The organism is Pseudomonas sp. MM211, assembly GCF_020386635.1.
Lineage (GTDB): Bacteria > Pseudomonadota > Gammaproteobacteria > Pseudomonadales > Pseudomonadaceae > Aquipseudomonas.
This window is the reverse complement of the sequence record NZ_CP081942.1, coordinates 2,272,923-2,289,948: the sequence shown is the minus strand read 5'-3', so window position 1 is coordinate 2,289,948 and position 17,026 is coordinate 2,272,923. Positions and strand designations below refer to the sequence as shown.

The window sequence follows — 17,026 nt, the reverse complement described above, 5'->3', positions numbered from 1 at the left end:
GCCTGCAGCTTAACTCAGCTTGCTGCTGGTACTAGGCAGAACCCATTGGGGCTGATGAGTGCTCATCAAGGACATGCATCAGGCTACCGGTGGCCACCAGCGCCTCCTTGGCGCCTTTGCCCAGCCGCTTGATCGACCGCTCGCGGCGCAGGGCATCGCCCTTGCCGATACAGCTTTCGCTGTAGACCAGGGCCACTGCCGGGCTGGAAAAGAAGAAGCGTGCGCCCTTGCCACTCTGGTGCTGGGCGAAGCGGCGCAGTGGATCATCACTGATGCCGCAGTAGAGCGCGCCATTGGCGGCGCGCACCAGGTAAACGAACCAGACCTTATCCGGCGTAACGCTCATTGTCGGTGATCAGGCTAACCATTCGCGGGCAGAGCGCCATACGCACATACCGACGAAGTACGCCGAAGACAGGCCCCACAGTGCCAGCAGCCACAGTGGCTGGGTCGGGAACTGGATGATCAACCCGGCACAGGCGAACATCCAGATCATCGTCACCGCGATGTTCAGCGCCATAAACTGCTTGACCCGGAACGGGTGCAGGAACTTCATGCGGGTCAGCGTCAGGCCTGCCAGGATCATGATGACCAGGAAGGTCACCCACGGCTGGAAGTCGAGCAGATAGAGATACACCACCACCACGTTCCATGCCGCCGGGAAGCCAACGAAGTAGTTGTCCTTGCTCTTCATGTTGACGTTGCAGAAGCAGAACAGCGACGACAGCAGAATGATGCCCACCGACAGCAGCAGCGTGTACTCGGGCAGCGGGATAAAGCGATAGACGAAAATCGCCGGAATGAACACGTAGGTGAGGTAATCGATCACCAGATCGAGGGTCGAACCGTCGAAATGTGGCAGCACCACCTTGACGTCGTACTTACGCGCCAGGGTGCCGTCCAGGCCATCGACCAGCAGCGCCAGCCCCAGCCACAGCAGGCAGCTTTCTGCCCTCCCCTCGATCAGCGCGAGCAGCGCCAACATGCCAAGGATTACCCCACTGGCGGTTACCGCGTGAACGCTCCATGCCTTGGCTTTACTGGGTGATAGCGACATAACACTCATGATCGAAATACTCTGGTAGACGGACTTTCACGCAACGAATGAAGCCTTTACATGCACTCGGCCATTCATCGATGAAGATTCAGACCGGAAAGCCTACCACTCCGTTCAGCTGCGCGCCTCTACACCTTGCTGCTCGTCTGACGCACGGGAGGCCTGAAACTGCCGCAGACCGTTCCTGGCCTGCCTGCGCACGGTGTTTTTCAGCAGTGGCGTCCAGCCGATGAGCATGCCCTGAAAACCCAACGCCTGAGCGGACCAGCGCCACATATCGAAGTGATCGCGGTGCTCGACGATCAATCCGTCACGAATCACGAACGATGCCTGGATGCGGTTGACCACCGTGCGGCCGGTCTGGCTGAACAGGTAAGTGGCCACCCATTTAGCGCTACCGCCATTGGCATCGGCCTGCACATCACTGAAGGTCAGGGAGAACTTCTTGGCGCGGGTGGTCAGCATGCGCCACATGTCTGCGGCGTCGTCACCGGTCAGGGTGCCAAATGCCGGATCGCTGAAACGAACATCAGGCGCGTAGCAACTCACCATGCGCTCGGCATCCAGCTGCTGGAAGGCCTGGTAGAAACGGGTGATCAAATCGGCGTTCGGGTGGGACATAGCTGAAGCTCCTTGGCAATGCGCAGAGTATCGCCGCAAAACGCCAATCCGACGATGGGCATATCGGCCATTGATACGCCCTCATCAGAACGCAAAAGGGAGCCCTGAGGCTCCCTTCCGTTCAAAGAACGCTTACCAGTCTCAGTGCAGGATCTGCCCGAGGAACAGCTTGGTACGCTCGTTCTGCGGGTTGTCGAAGAAGGCGTTGGGTTCGGCCTGTTCGACAATCTCGCCTTTGTCCATGAAGATAACCCGATCCGCCACGGTACGGGCGAAGCCCATTTCGTGAGTCACGCAGAGCATGGTCATGCCGTCCTGGGCCAGGCCGATCATGGTGTCGAGTACTTCTTTGACCATTTCCGGATCGAGTGCCGAGGTCGGCTCATCGAACAGCATGATCTTCGGCTTCATGCACAGGGCACGGGCGATGGCCACACGCTGTTGCTGCCCACCGGACAGTTGCCCCGGATACTTGTGAGCCTGCTCGGGAATACGCACGCGCTCGAGGAAGTGCATGGCGATTTCTTCGGCTTTGCGCTTGGGCATCTTGCGAACCCACATCGGTGCCAGCGTGCAGTTCTGCAGCACGGTAAGGTGCGGGAACAGGTTGAAGTGCTGGAACACCATACCCACTTCGCGGCGCACGGTTTCAATGTGCTTGAGGTCGCGAGTCAGTTCAGTGCCATCGACCACGATGCGACCGGCCTGGTGTTCTTCCAGACGGTTGATGCAACGGATGGTCGTGGATTTGCCCGAGCCCGACGGCCCGCAGAGCACGATGCGCTCGCCCTGACGCACATCCAGGTTGATGTCCTTGAGTACGTGGAACTGCCCGTACCACTTGTTCACGCCTTGCAACTGAATGATCGGCTCGGCGCTGGGTTGCTTGTTTGCTTCGCTCATCTAAGTGACTCCTAACGCTTGTGGCCAGTGTCCAGTTTCCTCTCCAGATGGAGGGAATAACGGGACATGCCGAAACAGAAAATCCAGAAAATCAGGGCGGCGAACACATAGCCCTCGGTCGCCATGCCCAGCCACGTCGGGTCGGCTGCTGCCTGTTTGACGCTGTTGAGCAAGTCGAACAGACCGATGATGATCACCAGACTGGTGTCCTTGAACAGGGCGATGAAGGTGTTGACGATGCCCGGGATCACCAGCTTGAGCGCTTGCGGCAGAATCACCAGACCCATCATCCGCCAGTAGCCCAGGCCCATGGCGCCAGCAGCTTCGTATTGCCCCTTGGGAATCGCCTGCAGACCACCACGTACCACTTCGGCGATGTAGGCCGACTGGAACAGGATCACCCCGATCAGCGCCCGCATCAGCTTGTCGAAGCTCATGCCTTCAGGCAGGAACAGCGGCAGCATCACCGAGGACATGAACAGGACGGTGATCAGTGGAACGCCACGCCAGAACTCAATGAACGTCACGCAAACCACTTTTACCGCGGGCAGATTGGAGCGACGCCCCAGGGCCAGCAGAATGCCCAGCGGCAGCGCACCGGCGATACCGACGGCGGCGATCACCAGCGTCAGCATAAGGCCGCCCCAACGGCTGGTCGGTACGGTTTCCAGACCAAACACACCACCGTGCAGCAGGCACCAGGCGACGACCGGATAGATCACCAGAAAACCGATGCCGTAGAAGGCCTTGCGCGGGAACTTGGAAATGAACAGCGGCGCAGCGCCAACGATTGCCAGCACCGCGGTCAGATCCACACGCCAGCGCAGCTCGCTAGGGTAGAAGCCGTACATGAACTGGCTGAAGCGCGCCTGGATGAACACCCAGCAAGCGCCTTCCTTGGTGCAGTCGGCGCGGGTGGTGCCCACCCAGTTGGCGTCGATGAACGCCCACTTGAGCAGCGGTGGCACCATCAGCCAGATGAGGTAGATGGCGAAGAAGGTCAGCAGCGTATTAAGCCAGCTGGAGAACAGGTTGCTACGCATCCAGGCCACCACACCAACGCTGGCGCTGGGTGGTGGCTGATCCGGTTTGAAAGTATGGGTCGTGCTCATTGCGCTAGGTCCTCACCGCTCGATCAGCGCGATGCGCTTGTTGTACCAGTTCATCAGCAGGGAAATGCTGATACTGATCGCCAGGTACACGCTCATGGTGATAGCAATCACCTCGATGGCCTGCCCCGTCTGGTTGAGTACCGTACCGGCAAACAGCGACACCATATCCGGATAGCCGATGCCGGCCGCCAGAGAGGAGTTCTTCGCCAGGTTCAGGTATTGGCTGGTCAGCGGCGGAATGATCACCCGCATGGCCTGGGGAATGATCACCTTGCGCAGGGTCGGGCCCGGGCGCAGGCCCAGAGAGCGAGCCGCTTCGGTCTGCCCGTGGCTGACCGCGTTGATCCCGGAGCGTACGTTCTCGGCGATGAAGGCCGCGGTGTAGACGGTCAGCGCGATGGTCAGCGCCAGCAGTTCCGGGATCATCACCCAGCCGCCAACGAAGTTGAAGCCCTTGAGCTCAGGTAGCGACCAGTGCAGCGGGCTGCCGAAGATCAAGGCAAACAGCGTCGGGATGACAATCGCCAATCCCAAACCAACCCAGAACTTGTGGAACGGCACGCCTGTGGCTTCAAAGCGTTTGTTGGCCCAACGGGTCATCAGCACGATGGCGACAATAGTGATCAGCACGCCAACCATGAACGGCCAAAAGGCGCCAGTCGCTTCAGCGGCGGGCATGTTCAAACCACGGTTACTGAGGAAGAAGCTGTCGCCCAAGCTGATACTGGCGCGCGGATCAGGCAGCGGCAGCAGCACAGCGAAGTACCAGAAGAGAATCTGCAGCAACGGCGGAATGTTGCGGAAGATCTCGATGTAGACGGTCGCCAGCTTGCTGATCATCCAGTTCGGCGAAAGCCGCGCGATACCGATAAGGAAGCCGAGGAAGGTGGCCAGCACGATACCGATGATGGAAACCAGCAGCGTGTTGAGCAGCCCGATAACGAAAACGCGGGCATAGCTGTCCGCTTCGGTGTAGCTGATCAGGTGTTGGGCGATGCCGAAGCCGGCACTGCGCTCAAGGAAATCGAAGCCGGAGGTAATGCCCCGGTGTTGCAGGTTGGTCTGTGTATTACTGAACAGGAACCAGCCCATTGCGACCACGGCCACAACGGTAATGATCTGGAATAGCCAGGCACGCACACGTGGATCGCTGAGGGAGAACCCCTGCGGTGCGCCGATGTTTTTCTGCATGGGAATGCCCCAGGTATAACGGAACGAAAATCGCCCGGCAGTGCACTGCCGGGCGACAGGTCAATCAACGCACTGGAGGAGCGTAGTGCAGACCGCCTTTGTTCCACAGAGCGTTGAGGCCACGCTCGATTTTCAGCTCGCTGCCTTTGCCGATGTTACGGTCGAAGACTTCACCGTAGTTACCGACCTGCTTGACGATCTGGACAACCCAGTCTTTCGGCAGTTTGAGATCTTTGCCGTACTCACCATCGGCACCCAGCATACGGGCGACATCAGGGTTCTTGGTTTCCTTGGCCAGGGCTTCAACGTTCTTCGAGTCGACACCCAGCTCTTCGGAGTTGAGCATGGCGAACAGAGTCCACTTGACGATAGCCATCCAGTCTTCGTCGCCACGACGAACCAGCGGGCCCAGCGGCTCCTTGGAGATCACTTCCGGCAGTACAACCCAATCACCCGGTGCGCCCAGCTTGATGCGCTGTGCGTAGAGTTGCGATTGGTCGGAGGTCAGCACGTCGCAACGGCCAGCTTCAAGAGACTTGGCGCTCTCGTCGGAGGTGTCGAAAGTGATGGGGGTGTATTTCAGGCCGTTCGAGCGGAAGTAGTCGGAGACGTTCAGCTCGGTAGTGGTGCCTGCCTGGATACAGATGGTCGCGCCATCCAGTTCCTTGGCGCTGGCAACGCCCAGCTTCTTGTTAACCAGGAAGCCGATGCCGTCGTAGTAAGTCACGCCGGTGAAAACCAGGCCCATGCCGCCGTCGCGGGAGCTGGTCCAGGTGGTGTTACGCGAGAGCATGTCGACTTCACCGGACTGAATCGCGGTGAAACGCTCTTTGGCGGTCAGGGGGCTGTACTTGACCTTGGTCGCGTCACCGAATACTGCTGCGGCTACACCGCGGCAGATATCGACGTCGATACCCTGATAGTTGCCCTTCTCATCTGGTACCGAGAAGCCCGGCAGGCCATCGCTGACGCCGCACTGTACGAAACCTTTCTTTACCACAGCATCAAGGGTGGCACCGGCGTGGGCCATGCCTGCAGCGCCCAGAACGGCGGCGGCGGTCAACATCGCCAGGGTGGTTTTAACCATCTTCATTGAACATTCTCCGGTTGCTTTTGTTGTGTTGGAGTCTCAGTCGGATCGCCGTACCCTTTTGGGGCATGTCGACACTGTTGGCAGCAACGGTGTCGACCAGTGACCAGACCTCGGCGCGAGTGTAGGGCCTGTTCGAGTGTGGGTCATCAACTCTCGCACCGGCCCATTGGTGAACGGGCCTGAGACGGATAGCAAATTTGCAAATCGCCTGGCATGCAGCGCCCTGCGAACCTTTTGGAAACCCCATCAAATCGGCTTTCCCGTCTGCTCCGTAACCGTAGGCGGTGTTACCGCATAAGGCCAACGACATCAGTCTTCAGGTTTATAGCAAAGCCCATACCATCCCTTGTTTTTTGCCGTGGCATGGGCAGGTCAAGAGCGAAACTTGTAATCTTGCGACATCTTGTTCACGGATTAGCGTAGTGCCCAAAAAGCACGCCGCACCAAAAAAGAGCAAAGGCCCCACAATGGAGCAACACATGAACACCACTTTGGTACTGCAGTCCACACTTCCCGCCGACGCCTGCGTCATCTGGCTACATGGCCTGGGAGCAGACCGCTTTGACTTCCAGCCGGTAGCCGAAGCCTTGCAGCAGTCGCTGCGCAGCACCCGCTTCGTATTGCCCCAGGCGCCTACGCGTGCAGTGACCATCAATGGCGGCTGGGAGATGCCAAGTTGGTACGACATTCTGGCCATGAGCCCCGCCAGGGCGATCAATCGCGACCAACTCGAGCAATCTGCACAACAGGTCATCGACCTTATCGAAGCACAGCGCGATGACGGCATCGATCCATCACGCATCTTCCTGGCCGGATTTTCGCAGGGCGGTGCAGTGGTGCTACATACCGCTTTTTTGCGCTGGCAGGGCCCGCTGGGTGGCGTATTGGCACTTTCCACCTATGCGCCGACCTTTTCCGATCAGGTGCAGTTGAGCGACCTGCAGCGCAGCATACCGGTGCACTGCCTGCACGGTAATCAGGATGGGGTGGTGCTACCTGGCATGGGCCGCACCGCCTACGATTGGCTTCGCGCACATGATGTCTGCGTGACGTGGCAGGAATATTCCATGGACCATGAGGTGCTACAGGAAGAAATACGCGATATCGGTGACTGGCTGGCAGCGCGTCTATAAGCGGTAGTTCCTGCAGAATGCTAGAGATGTGACGAATATCACAGTCCGCACACTGACCGAAGTCACATGACGCAAGTGCATTGTCAACCCCTAAGCCGGGAGATACTGTCGCAGAGATGAGACTCCTACCTTCGTCATGAATGGGGTCATCGACCCAGGGAGCGTTAGCGGTGCCAATCGTTAATCGTTGTCGAGCAAGGATGCTGATGCCATGAAGGCCGCCCACTGGCAGACCGATCTCCAGCAGATTCGTCATTTGCGACTGTTCAACAACGTCGCACTCGGCAGCTTGACGCGGCTGCTCGACTCCTTCCGCCCCTGCGACTTGGATACCGGCGAAGTTTTGCTCTCGCCGTTCGACCGCAACCAGTACCTCTATATAGTGATCAGCGGCAGCCTCAAGGTTTACCTGGGCTCTCTGGACAACCAGCCGGTCAACACCCTGCGCCCAGGCGATTGCGCAGGCGAGATCAGTTTTATCGACAACGGACACCCCAGCGCTTATGTCGTGGCCACTGAGCCGAGCAGCGTGCTACGCCTGCACCGTGACGCTCTGAATACGCTGTTCCAACAGTCACCGCAGATGATGCAGAACCTGCTGGAAGTGCTTTGCAGCCGCATGCGCCAGGGCAACCGGCAACTGATCGACAGCGAGCAGAACGCCAACGTCGACAAACTCACCGGCGCCTTCAATAGGCGCTGGCTGGAGCACGTGTTCGAGCGCGAACGCACCCGCTGCCTGTTCAGCGGCCAACCACTGTGCCTGCTGATGCTCGATGTCGATCACTTCAAGGATTACAACGATCAGCACGGCCACCTGGCCGGCGACTATGCCCTGTGCCTGGTCGCCCATACCCTGCGCCGGCAGTTGCGCCCCCGTGACAGCCTGGTGCGCTTCGGTGGCGAGGAATTTGTGGTGCTGCTGCCTGAACTGCACCTGAAACAGGCGGCCGACATCGCCGAACGCCTGCGCGAGAGCCTGGAGCAGATCGGTGCCTTCTACTCGCCACTGGGCGCCCAGCCCGGTGTGACCATTTCCCTGGGGCTGACCCAAATGGTGCAGAAGGACAGCCTGATCAGCCTGATCGCCCGTGCGGACAAGGCCCTGTACCGGGCGAAAGACGAAGGCCGCAACCGCCTCTGTCACTGAAATGCCGTCACCGCGTGGCATGCTGCTGGGGCCCATACCTTTCTGCGAATACTCCCGATGCGTAAACGCCTGCTGATCGTCCCTGTTGCCCTGATCGTTGCCGCAGGCGTGTTCTTCACCTTGCCCAGTGTCCTCGACCGACGCATGAATAGCGTCGAATCCCCTGCGCCCTACCCCGCCGGCGAGGCAGCCACCCGCCTGCACGACACCCTGTTTATCGCCGACCTGCACGATGACGCCTTGCTCTGGGAGCGCGACCTGCTCAAACGCTACGATTACGGCCACTCCGATCTGCCACGCATGCTGGATGGCCGCGTCGGCCTGCAAGTATTTTCCACCGTCACCCAATCGCCGCGCGGGCTGAACTACGAGAGCAACGGCGCCGACAGCGACACCATCACCCTGCTCGCCATGGCCCAACGCTGGCCGCGAGCAACCTGGAACAGCCTGCTGCAGCGCGCCCTGTATCAAGCCGAAAAGCTGCATGAAGCGGCGGCTGGCAGCGATGGTCGCCTGGTACTGATAAGGACACGGGGTGATTTGACCGCCTTCCTCCACGCTTGGAACCATGATCCTCGCCGTGTTGCGACCTTGCTGGCCACCGAAGGCCTGCACCCTCTCGAGGGCCAGCTGAATAACGTCGACCGCCTCTACGACGCAGGCTTTCGCATGGCTGGCTTGACCCACTTTTTCGACAACGAGGTCGGCGGTTCGGCCCATGGCCTGACCAAGGGTGGCTTGACGCCGCTGGGCCGCCAGGTGATCGCCCGCCTCGAAGAAAAATCCATGCTGATCGACCTCGCTCACGCCTCGCGCCCGTTGATGGACGATGTGCTGGGCATCGCCACGCGCCCGCTGCTGGTCTCTCACGGCGGCGTCGAAGGCACCTGCCCTGGGGCCCGTAATTTGAGCGACAAACACCTGCGCGCAATTGCCGCCACAGACGGCGTGATTGGCATCGGCTATTGGGATACAGCGGTCTGCGCGACCTCGGTAGCGGCTATCGTCAAAGCGATTCGCTACACCGCTGATCTGGTCGGCATTCGGCATGTAGCGCTCGGCTCCGACTTCAACGGCACCATCCATGCGCCTTTCGATGTGACGGGCCTCGCCCAACTGACAGAATGCCTACTCAGCGCCGGTTTCAGTCAGGAAGAAATTGCCGCAATCATGGGCGGCAACGTCCAGCGTCTGCTGCTTGCCAGCCTGCCTGCGGATTGATCAGTGGCCTTGAAACGGCGCTATCGGTAGGGTACTTCGCCATGCACGCGTCTTGCTTTACACTGACTGCCGTTCATTCCTTAATCAACCGACGAGATGACCGTGCTCAAAGCACTCAAAAAAATATTCGGCAAAGCCGAAAATGAGCCACACAGCTCAGTCTCCACGGCCCCCGAGCTCTCCTCGCCGCCCGCCAGCCCTCCTCGCGAGGAACGCCAACCGCGGCAACCAAAAGACTCGGCCCCCGCTGCGCAGAGACCGCAGAGCAAGCCAGAAAAACCTCGCCGCGAACGCGTAGTCAAGCCCGTCGATACCTGGAAGCTCGAAGACTTCAAAGCCGAGCCTGCACCCGGCAAGACTCGCTTCCACGACTTCAAACTGTCACCGGAGCTGATGCACGCCATCCACGACCTCGGTTTCCCTTACTGCACGCCAATCCAGGCTGGCGTACTGGGCTATACCCTCAAGGGCCAGGACGCCATCGGCCGCGCCCAGACCGGTACAGGCAAAACAGCTGCCTTCCTGATCTCGATCATCACGCAGCTGCAGCAGACCCCGCCGCCAAAAGACCGCTACATGGGTGAACCACGCGCGCTGATCATCGCGCCGACCCGCGAGCTGGTTGTGCAAATCGCCAAAGACGCCGCCGACCTGACCAAGTACAGCAACCTGAATGTCATGAGCTTCGTTGGCGGCATGGACTTCGACAAGCAGCTCAAGCTGCTCGAATCACGCTTCTGCGACATCTTGGTCGCCACCCCGGGCCGCCTGCTGGACTTCAACCAGCGCGGTGAAGTCCACCTAGACATGGTCGAGGTCATGGTGCTCGATGAAGCCGACCGCATGCTCGACATGGGCTTCATCCCCCAGGTGCGCCAGATCATCCGCCAGACCCCCATGAAGGGCGAACGCCAGACCCTGCTGTTCTCCGCCACCTTCACCGAAGACGTGATGAACCTGGCCAAGCAATGGACCACCGACCCTGCCATCGTCGAGATCGAACCGGAAAACGTCGCCAGCGACACGGTCGAGCAACACGTCTATGCCGTGGCCGGCAGTGATAAATACAAGCTGCTGTACAACCTGATAACCCAGAACGACTGGATTCGCGTGATGGTCTTTGCCAACCGCAAGGACGAAGTACGACGTATCGAAGAACGCCTGACTCGCGACGGCATCAGTGCGGTGCAAATGTCTGGCGATGTACCGCAACATAAGCGTATCCGCGCCTTGGAAGGCTTCCGCGAAGGCAAGATCCGCGTGATGGTTGCGACCGACGTAGCCGGCCGCGGCATCCACGTTGATGCCATCAGCCACGTGATCAACTTCACCCTGCCGGAAACGCCGGATGACTACGTGCACCGCATCGGTCGTACCGGTCGTGCGGGCACCAGCGGCACCTCGATCAGCTTCGCCGGCGAAGACGATGCTTACGCGCTGCCAGCCATCGAAGCGCTGATGGGCCGCAAGATCGCCTGTGAAATGCCGCCCGACGAGCTGCTCAAGCCAGTACCGCGTCAACACTCATAGCTAGCACCAGGCTTCGCCGTCCGGCAGCCTACTGGCCAGAGTGGCCCACCACTCTGGCCCATACCACTACAGCGTCATCGCGTAGCGCCCTGCGCCTGTAACGGGCGACAAGGTTTTGCGCCATTACAGGGACTCGTGCATGACACTCAAGATCGACAGCAGTGACCTGAACCGCGCCGTCCAGGCCGGCGTTCTTCAGCCCGGCCAGGATCAGGCCCTGCTGGACTTTCTTCAGCACGACCCACACAGCCGCCCCAGCTTTCAGTTGTCCCATGTGGCCTATTACTTCGGTGCGCTGCTGATCATCGGTGCCATGGGCTGGCTGATGACCGAAGCCTGGATGAGCATCGGCGACACAGCCCTGTTGCTGATCAGTGGCACCTACCTGCTGTTGTTCCTTCTAGCGGGTCGAAGCCTATGGCAACGCGGTCAGCCGATTCCCGGCGGTCTGCTGGCGGCGGTGGCGGTAAGCATGACACCCCTGGTGGTGTTTGCAGGCCAGCGGGTATTCGGCTTCTGGCCGCTAGGCGACACGCAAACCGACTACGTCGATTACTACCGCTATGTGCAAGGTGGCTGGCTGTTCATGGAGGTTGCCACGATCGTGGTCGGCCTGCTGGTACTACGCGTGATGCCCTTTCCGTTCATCGTCATGCCAATTGCCGTTGCCCTCTGGTTCATGTCGATGGATCTCAGCGAGCTGCTGCACGGCGAGTACTTCAGCTGGGAGCAACGCCGTGATGTCTCCCTCTGGTTCGGCCTGCTGATTCTGCTCGTTAGCCTGCTGGTAGACGGGCGCAGCAAACAGGACTTCGCCTTCTGGGGCTACCTGGCGGGGCTCACCGCGTTCTGGGGCGGCCTGAGCCTGATGGACAGCGGCAGCGAGTTTGGCAAGTTGATCTATTGCCTGATCAATCTGGGCCTGATCGGCCTCGCCGTGCTACTGCGTCGCCCGCTGTTCATGGTCTTCGGCGCTCTGGGCGTGGCGGGCTATCTCGGTTACCTGGCGCATGACGTGTTCGAGGATTCGCTGCTATTCCCGGTGGTGGTCAGCCTGATCGGCCTGGGCGTCATCGGCCTGGGTCTGCTCTATCAGAAACGCCGTGAAGCGATGACCAGCGCCCTGCGCCGACACCTGCCAACCAGCTGGCAGGCGCTTCTACCGGCGCTGCGTCGCTGATTTCGAAGCGCCTCAGATGATCGCTTGATGTCCTCAATCTGACAGCCGGCGTGCTCACGCCAGCGCTGTTCCTGCAGATGCTCCGTCCACTCGATGAGAATTGTTGATAGCCAGCAGGCTTATCTACTGCTGGCGTTCGCGCAGTGAGTCCACCTTCACGACTCCAGAAACAATAATTCTTTTCGAACAAAAACTTACGTTACCGTAAACAGCCAGCGTCAAAATAATCGCGCTATCAGATCGCTAGCCTTGGCATCTGCAAATGAACCGGTATGATTCGCCCCTTTTTCGGAAAGCCGCATGCCGTCCCGCAGCCTCCTCGCTTTACTCTGCATCACCCTCTCCACATCAATCCTCGCCGTACCGCCGCAAACCTTCAGCCAGGCTAAAAAGATCGGCTGGAAACTCTACGAACGTCAGTCGGTGGAGTTCTACTGTGGCTGCAGCTTCAGTGGCAATCGCGTCGACCTGAAAAGCTGCGGCTACACCCCACGCAAGAATGCCAACCGCGCGTCTCGGATCGAGTGGGAGCATATCGTCTCAGCCTGGGAAATCGGCCATCAGCGCCAGTGCTGGCAAAACGGCGGCCGCAAGAACTGCAGCAAGAACGACAACGTATTCCGCCGCGCCGAAGCCGACCTGCACAATCTGGTGCCGGCGATTGGCGAAGTGAATGGCGATCGCAGCAACTACGATTTCGGCTGGTTACCGCAACAACCCAGCCAGTACGGCGCCTGTCCGACAGTGGTCGACTTCAGGGCGCGCAAGGTCATGCCCCGCAAGGAAGTACGCGGCATGATCGCCCGCACCTACCTGTACATGAGCGACCGCTACAAACTCAGGCTGTCGAAACAGAACCGCCAGCTGTTCAGCGCCTGGAACAAGACCTACCCGGCACAACCTTGGGAACGCCAACGCAATCAACTGATGGGCTGCGTGATGGGCTGGGCCAACCCCTATGTCGGGCAACTCGACAAACGCGCCTGCCAAAAGGCGCCGATCGCCGCAATCAACCGGCACTGAACGGCGTACCTGTAGCCTGGCGTAGAGCGAAGCGAAACCCGGGATCGGTCTAAATTTCAAGCACCCTCCTGGGTATCGCTTCGCTCAACCGCAGGCTACGAGAGCGTGCGCGCCATCGCCTACAAGCAGCGAAAACCAAGCACAAAAAAAGGCCGGCACCCTACGGTGGCCGGCCTTTCGAGCTGAGACGCTATCGTTTAAAGCGGCTTGCCGCGATTACCGTGGGCAGCCACGAATTGCTGCACGGTCGCTAGGTCGTTGGCCAGCACGGTACAACGCTCATCACGCTCGAACAGATCGGTCAGGTGCGGCGGCAGCTCCGGCGACTGATCGACGGCGGCCTTCTCCACCGCCTCCGGAAACTTGACCGGATGCGCCGTGCCCAGCACCACCATCGGCACAGCCAGGCTGCGACGGCATTCGCGAGCCGCACGCACGCCAATGGCGGTGTGCGGGTCGAGCAGCTCGCCAGTGGCGGCGTACACCTCGGCAATGGTTTCGCAGGTCTGCTCGTCGCTCACGGCGAGGGAGTCGAACAGCTTGCGGGCCTCGGTCCAGCGATCGTCCTCGACGGCAAAGCTGCCAGTCTGGCGGAACTCGGTCATCAGTGCGGCGATCGACGAACCATTGCGACCATGCAGGTCGAACAACAGGCGCTCGAAGTTCGACGACACCATGATGTCCATCGACGGCGACAAGGTCGGATACAGCTCACCCTTGGCGTACTGGTTGCCGCTCATGAAGCGGTGCAGGATGTCGTTGCGGTTGGTGGCGACGATCAGCTGGCTGATCGGCAAGCCCATGTTGCGCGCCAGGTAACCGGCGAAGATGTCGCCGAAGTTGCCGGTCGGCACCGAGAAGGCCACTGAACGCGCCGGGCCACCGAGCTGCAGGGCCGCATGGAAGTAGTAGACGATCTGGGCCATGATCCGCGCCCAGTTGATCGAGTTGACCGCAACCAGGCGAGTGCCTTTAAGGAAGCCTTGATCGGCGAAGCTGGCCTTGACCATCTCCTGGCAGTCATCGAAGTTGCCCTCGATGGCGATGTTGTGAATGTTATCGCCCAGGATGGTGGTCATCTGCCGACGCTGCACCTCGGACACCCGGTTGTGCGGGTGCATGATGAAGATGTCGACGTTGTCGCAGGCCTTGCAGCCCTCGATGGCCGCCGAGCCGGTGTCACCCGAGGTGGCACCCATGATCACCACGCGCTCGTTGCGCTTGGCGAGCACGTAATCGAGCAGGCGACCGAGCAGTTGCAGAGCGAAATCCTTGAACGCCAGGGTCGGGCCATGGAACAGCTCGAGCACCCACTCGTTGCCATTCAACTGGCGCAGCGGCGCCACGGCGGAATGCTCGAACACGCCATAGGTGTCTTCGAGGATCTTCTTGAAATCGGCATCCGGAATGCTGCCGGTGACGAACGGGCGCATCACCCGGAACGCCAGCTCGTGGTACGGCAGGCCAACCCAGGAAGCTATTTCCTCCTGAGTGAAGCGCGGCAGGTTTTCCGGCACATAAAGGCCGCCGTCAGTGGCCAGACCGGCCAGCAGGACATCTTCGAAATTCAGGGCCGGTGCCTGGCCGCGAGTGCTGATATAACGCATTGTCTGCAAACCTTCGGTTGAGCGTCACGCCGCGAGCAAAGCGCGGCGTGCGGCTGAATTAGCTGAGTTGTTCGACGCGGATGCGCACGACGTTGCCGACCACATCGGTCAGCGCCTCCAGTGCCGAAATGGCGTCGTTCATGCGCTGCTCGGCAACGCGATGAGTGACCAGGATCATAGGCACCAGGCCATCCTGTTCTTCGACTTCTTTCTGCATGATCGATTCGATATTGATGCCGCGCTCCGACAGAATGCTCGCCACCTGAGCCAGAACGCCAGGGCGATCCTTGGCCTGAATGCGCAGGTAATAGGCGCTTTCACATTCAGCGATGGGCAGGATCGGATGGTCGGACAGCGAATCCGGCTGGAAGGCCAGATGCGGTACGCGATTGGTCGGATCAGTGGTCAGGGCACGCACCACATCGACCAGATCCGCCACCACCGCCGAAGCGGTCGCCTCCATGCCAGCGCCAGCACCGTAGAACAGCGTGCTGCCAGCAGCGTCGCCATTGACCATTACCGCATTCATCACGCCATTGACGTTGGCGATCAGACGGTCGGCCGGAATCAGCGTCGGGTGCACGCGCAGCTCGATACCGGCCTCGGTACGGCGTGCAACGCCCAAATGCTTGATGCGGTAGCCCAGCGCTTCGGCATAGTTGACGTCAGCGGTGGTCAGTTTGGTGATGCCTTCGGTGTAGGCCTTGTCGAACTGCAGCGGAATACCGAAAGCGATGGACGCCAGAATGGTCAGTTTGTGAGCCGCATCGATACCCTCGACGTCGAAGGTCGGATCAGCTTCGGCATAACCCAGCGCCTGCGCCTCGGCCAGCACGTCTTCGAAGGTACGACCCTTCTCGCGCATTTCACTGAGGATGAAGTTGCCGGTGCCATTGATGATTCCGGCCAGCCAGTTGATGCGGTTGGCCGCCAGGCCTTCACGGATCGCCTTGATCACCGGGATGCCGCCAGCCACCGCCGCTTCGAAGGCGACGATCACGCCCTTCTCGCGAGCGCGGGCGAATATCTCGTTGCCGTGCACGGCGATCAGCGCCTTGTTGGCGGTCACCACGTGCTTGCCATTGTCGATGGCCTTGAGCACCAGCTCACGAGCGATGCTGTAGCCGCCGATCAGTTCTACGACGATGTCGATCTCGGGGTTGCTGGCCACCGCGAAGACATCGTCAGTAATGGTAATGCCGGTCGTTTGGTACTGAGGCTTGGGTGTACGGGTAGCGATCTGCGCCACCTCGATGCCACGCCCGGCACGACGCGCGATTTCCTCGGCGTTGCGCTTGAGCACATTAACGGTACCGCCACCGACGGTACCCAGCCCACAGATGCCTACTTTGACCGGATTCACACTAGACTCCCCAACTGCACTGCATAGAACGCCCGGAGCGTGCTCCAGGCGTGGAAAAAGAGCCGCACATTACGAAGCGGCCAATGGATAGTCAATCGACTACCCCTTCAAATCACTTGGCTTCCAGCGCCAGTTTTGCCAACTGCGCTGCGGGCTGATAGCCCGGAATCATTTTGCCGTTTTCCAGGATGATCGCTGGCGTGCCATTGATGCCGATCATCTGCCCGAGCTGATACTGCTCGGCCACCGGATTGTCGCAAGTGGCCTCAGCCACCGACTGACGCGATTTGGCCTGATTCATCGCCGCCTGACGATCCTTCGAGCACCAGACGCTGGCAAGATCCTTGGCGCCCTTGCTACCAAGCCCCTGACGCGGGAAGGCCAGATAACGTACTTCGATACCCTGCTTGTTGAGCTCAGCCACTTCGCTGTGCAGCTTCTGGCAATAACCGCAGTCGGTGTCGGTGAACACGGTGATATGTGCTTTCGGCTCCTTGGGCGCGAACACCACCATGTCCTTGGCAGGAATGGCATTGATCTGCTTGGCGATGGCGCGGCTCTCTTCAGCCTCGGTCAGGTTGATGGCTTGCCCGTCCTTGAACTGGAACAGGTAACCCTGCATGACGAATTGCCCGTCGGCGCTGGCATACAGCTGGCGACCGCCCTTGAGCTGTACCTGATAGACACCGGGCATCGGGCTTTCGGCAATGGCTTCAATCGGCAGATCAGGCTGGATCGACAACAGGTTCTTGCGGATCGTCTGATCCGGATCGGCGGCATGGCCGAGGGTGCTGACCAGACCAAGGGCCATGGCCGCGAAAATGCGGGTCACACGCATGAAT

At 60.0% G+C, this 17,026-nt stretch carries 16 protein-coding genes; 6 read left to right on the top strand and 10 right to left on the bottom strand.

Annotated features, from left to right (window positions below):
- Positions 1-31 precede the first annotated feature (31 nt).
- From K5Q02_RS10455 to K5Q02_RS10425, 7 genes are all read right to left on the bottom strand, one after another.
- On the bottom strand, positions 32-346 hold the full coding sequence (locus K5Q02_RS10455) for a GIY-YIG nuclease family protein (RefSeq protein ID WP_225838952.1): 315 nt from the start codon (positions 344-346) through the stop codon (positions 32-34).
- A gap of 9 nt (positions 347-355) precedes the next feature.
- Entirely contained in the window at positions 356-1,066 is a 711-nt protein-coding gene (gene pcsA, locus K5Q02_RS10450) for a phosphatidylcholine synthase (protein WP_225838949.1), read from the bottom strand.
- A 105-nt stretch (positions 1,067-1,171) separates the two neighbouring features.
- The gene (locus tag K5Q02_RS10445; protein ID WP_225838946.1) at positions 1,172-1,678 is read right to left on the bottom strand and encodes a nuclear transport factor 2 family protein; all 507 of its coding nucleotides are present in this window, start codon (positions 1,676-1,678) and stop codon (positions 1,172-1,174) included.
- Between the two features lie 141 nt (positions 1,679-1,819).
- A complete protein-coding gene (locus K5Q02_RS10440) occupies positions 1,820-2,581 on the bottom strand; it encodes an amino acid ABC transporter ATP-binding protein (RefSeq protein WP_225838944.1) in 762 nt (253 codons plus the stop codon).
- A gap of 11 nt (positions 2,582-2,592) precedes the next feature.
- Positions 2,593-3,693, bottom strand: a complete 1,101-nt coding sequence (locus tag K5Q02_RS10435; RefSeq protein WP_225838941.1) for an amino acid ABC transporter permease — start codon at positions 3,691-3,693, stop codon at positions 2,593-2,595.
- A gap of 12 nt (positions 3,694-3,705) precedes the next feature.
- The gene (locus tag K5Q02_RS10430) at positions 3,706-4,884 is read right to left on the bottom strand and encodes an amino acid ABC transporter permease (protein WP_225838939.1); all 1,179 of its coding nucleotides are present in this window, start codon (positions 4,882-4,884) and stop codon (positions 3,706-3,708) included.
- 64 nt (positions 4,885-4,948) lie between these two features.
- Positions 4,949-5,977, bottom strand: coding sequence for an amino acid ABC transporter substrate-binding protein (locus K5Q02_RS10425; protein WP_225838937.1), 1,029 nt, complete (start codon positions 5,975-5,977; stop codon positions 4,949-4,951).
- Positions 5,978-6,456: 479 nt separating this feature from the next.
- On the opposite strand from K5Q02_RS10425, the gene K5Q02_RS10420 reads away from it, so the two are divergent.
- From K5Q02_RS10420 to K5Q02_RS10395, 6 genes are all read left to right on the top strand, one after another.
- On the top strand, positions 6,457-7,110 hold the full coding sequence (locus K5Q02_RS10420) for an alpha/beta hydrolase (protein WP_225838934.1): 654 nt from the start codon (positions 6,457-6,459) through the stop codon (positions 7,108-7,110).
- A 211-nt stretch (positions 7,111-7,321) separates the two neighbouring features.
- The gene (locus tag K5Q02_RS10415; RefSeq protein WP_225838932.1) at positions 7,322-8,260 is read left to right on the top strand and encodes a GGDEF domain-containing protein; all 939 of its coding nucleotides are present in this window, start codon (positions 7,322-7,324) and stop codon (positions 8,258-8,260) included.
- Positions 8,261-8,317: 57 nt separating this feature from the next.
- Positions 8,318-9,481 (top strand): dipeptidase, encoded by a 1,164-nt coding sequence (locus tag K5Q02_RS10410; protein WP_225838930.1) that lies wholly within the window; start codon positions 8,318-8,320, stop codon positions 9,479-9,481.
- A gap of 102 nt (positions 9,482-9,583) precedes the next feature.
- On the top strand, positions 9,584-11,011 hold the full coding sequence (gene rhlB, locus K5Q02_RS10405) for an ATP-dependent RNA helicase RhlB (RefSeq protein ID WP_225838928.1): 1,428 nt from the start codon (positions 9,584-9,586) through the stop codon (positions 11,009-11,011).
- Between the two features lie 139 nt (positions 11,012-11,150).
- A complete protein-coding gene (locus tag K5Q02_RS10400) occupies positions 11,151-12,191 on the top strand; it encodes a DUF2157 domain-containing protein (RefSeq protein ID WP_225838926.1) in 1,041 nt (346 codons plus the stop codon).
- A gap of 300 nt (positions 12,192-12,491) precedes the next feature.
- Entirely contained in the window at positions 12,492-13,214 is a 723-nt protein-coding gene (locus tag K5Q02_RS10395) for an endonuclease (RefSeq protein ID WP_225838924.1), read from the top strand.
- Positions 13,215-13,411: 197 nt separating this feature from the next.
- Here the strand turns inward: K5Q02_RS10395 and thrC are convergent, their stop codons facing one another.
- From thrC to K5Q02_RS10380, 3 genes are all read right to left on the bottom strand, one after another.
- The gene (gene thrC, locus K5Q02_RS10390; RefSeq protein ID WP_225838922.1) at positions 13,412-14,821 is read right to left on the bottom strand and encodes a threonine synthase; all 1,410 of its coding nucleotides are present in this window, start codon (positions 14,819-14,821) and stop codon (positions 13,412-13,414) included.
- 58 nt (positions 14,822-14,879) lie between these two features.
- Entirely contained in the window at positions 14,880-16,184 is a 1,305-nt protein-coding gene (locus tag K5Q02_RS10385; RefSeq protein ID WP_225838920.1) for a homoserine dehydrogenase, read from the bottom strand.
- A gap of 112 nt (positions 16,185-16,296) precedes the next feature.
- The gene (locus tag K5Q02_RS10380) at positions 16,297-17,022 is read right to left on the bottom strand and encodes a DsbC family protein (RefSeq protein ID WP_225838918.1); all 726 of its coding nucleotides are present in this window, start codon (positions 17,020-17,022) and stop codon (positions 16,297-16,299) included.
- Between the last annotated feature and the right edge of the window lie 4 nt (positions 17,023-17,026).

Bases quoted from the DNA above. Each gene is read 5' to 3' on its own strand.
- K5Q02_RS10455 (WP_225838952.1), bottom strand. From the start codon at position 346: ATGAGCGTTACGCCGGATAAGGTCTGGTTCGTTTACCTGGTGCGCGCC.
- pcsA (WP_225838949.1), bottom strand. From the start codon at position 1,066: ATGAGTGTTATGTCGCTATCACCCAGTAAAGCCAAGGCATGGAGCGTT.
- K5Q02_RS10445 (WP_225838946.1), bottom strand. From the start codon at position 1,678: ATGTCCCACCCGAACGCCGATTTGATCACCCGTTTCTACCAGGCCTTC.
- K5Q02_RS10440 (WP_225838944.1), bottom strand. From the start codon at position 2,581: ATGAGCGAAGCAAACAAGCAACCCAGCGCCGAGCCGATCATTCAGTTG.
- K5Q02_RS10435 (WP_225838941.1), bottom strand. From the start codon at position 3,693: ATGAGCACGACCCATACTTTCAAACCGGATCAGCCACCACCCAGCGCC.
- K5Q02_RS10430 (WP_225838939.1), bottom strand. From the start codon at position 4,884: ATGCAGAAAAACATCGGCGCACCGCAGGGGTTCTCCCTCAGCGATCCA.
- K5Q02_RS10425 (WP_225838937.1), bottom strand. From the start codon at position 5,977: ATGAAGATGGTTAAAACCACCCTGGCGATGTTGACCGCCGCCGCCGTT.
- K5Q02_RS10420 (WP_225838934.1), top strand. From the start codon at position 6,457: ATGAACACCACTTTGGTACTGCAGTCCACACTTCCCGCCGACGCCTGC.
- K5Q02_RS10415 (WP_225838932.1), top strand. From the start codon at position 7,322: ATGAAGGCCGCCCACTGGCAGACCGATCTCCAGCAGATTCGTCATTTG.
- K5Q02_RS10410 (WP_225838930.1), top strand. From the start codon at position 8,318: ATGCGTAAACGCCTGCTGATCGTCCCTGTTGCCCTGATCGTTGCCGCA.
- K5Q02_RS10400 (WP_225838926.1), top strand. From the start codon at position 11,151: ATGACACTCAAGATCGACAGCAGTGACCTGAACCGCGCCGTCCAGGCC.
- K5Q02_RS10395 (WP_225838924.1), top strand. From the start codon at position 12,492: ATGCCGTCCCGCAGCCTCCTCGCTTTACTCTGCATCACCCTCTCCACA.
- thrC (WP_225838922.1), bottom strand. From the start codon at position 14,821: ATGCGTTATATCAGCACTCGCGGCCAGGCACCGGCCCTGAATTTCGAA.
- K5Q02_RS10380 (WP_225838918.1), bottom strand. From the start codon at position 17,022: ATGCGTGTGACCCGCATTTTCGCGGCCATGGCCCTTGGTCTGGTCAGC.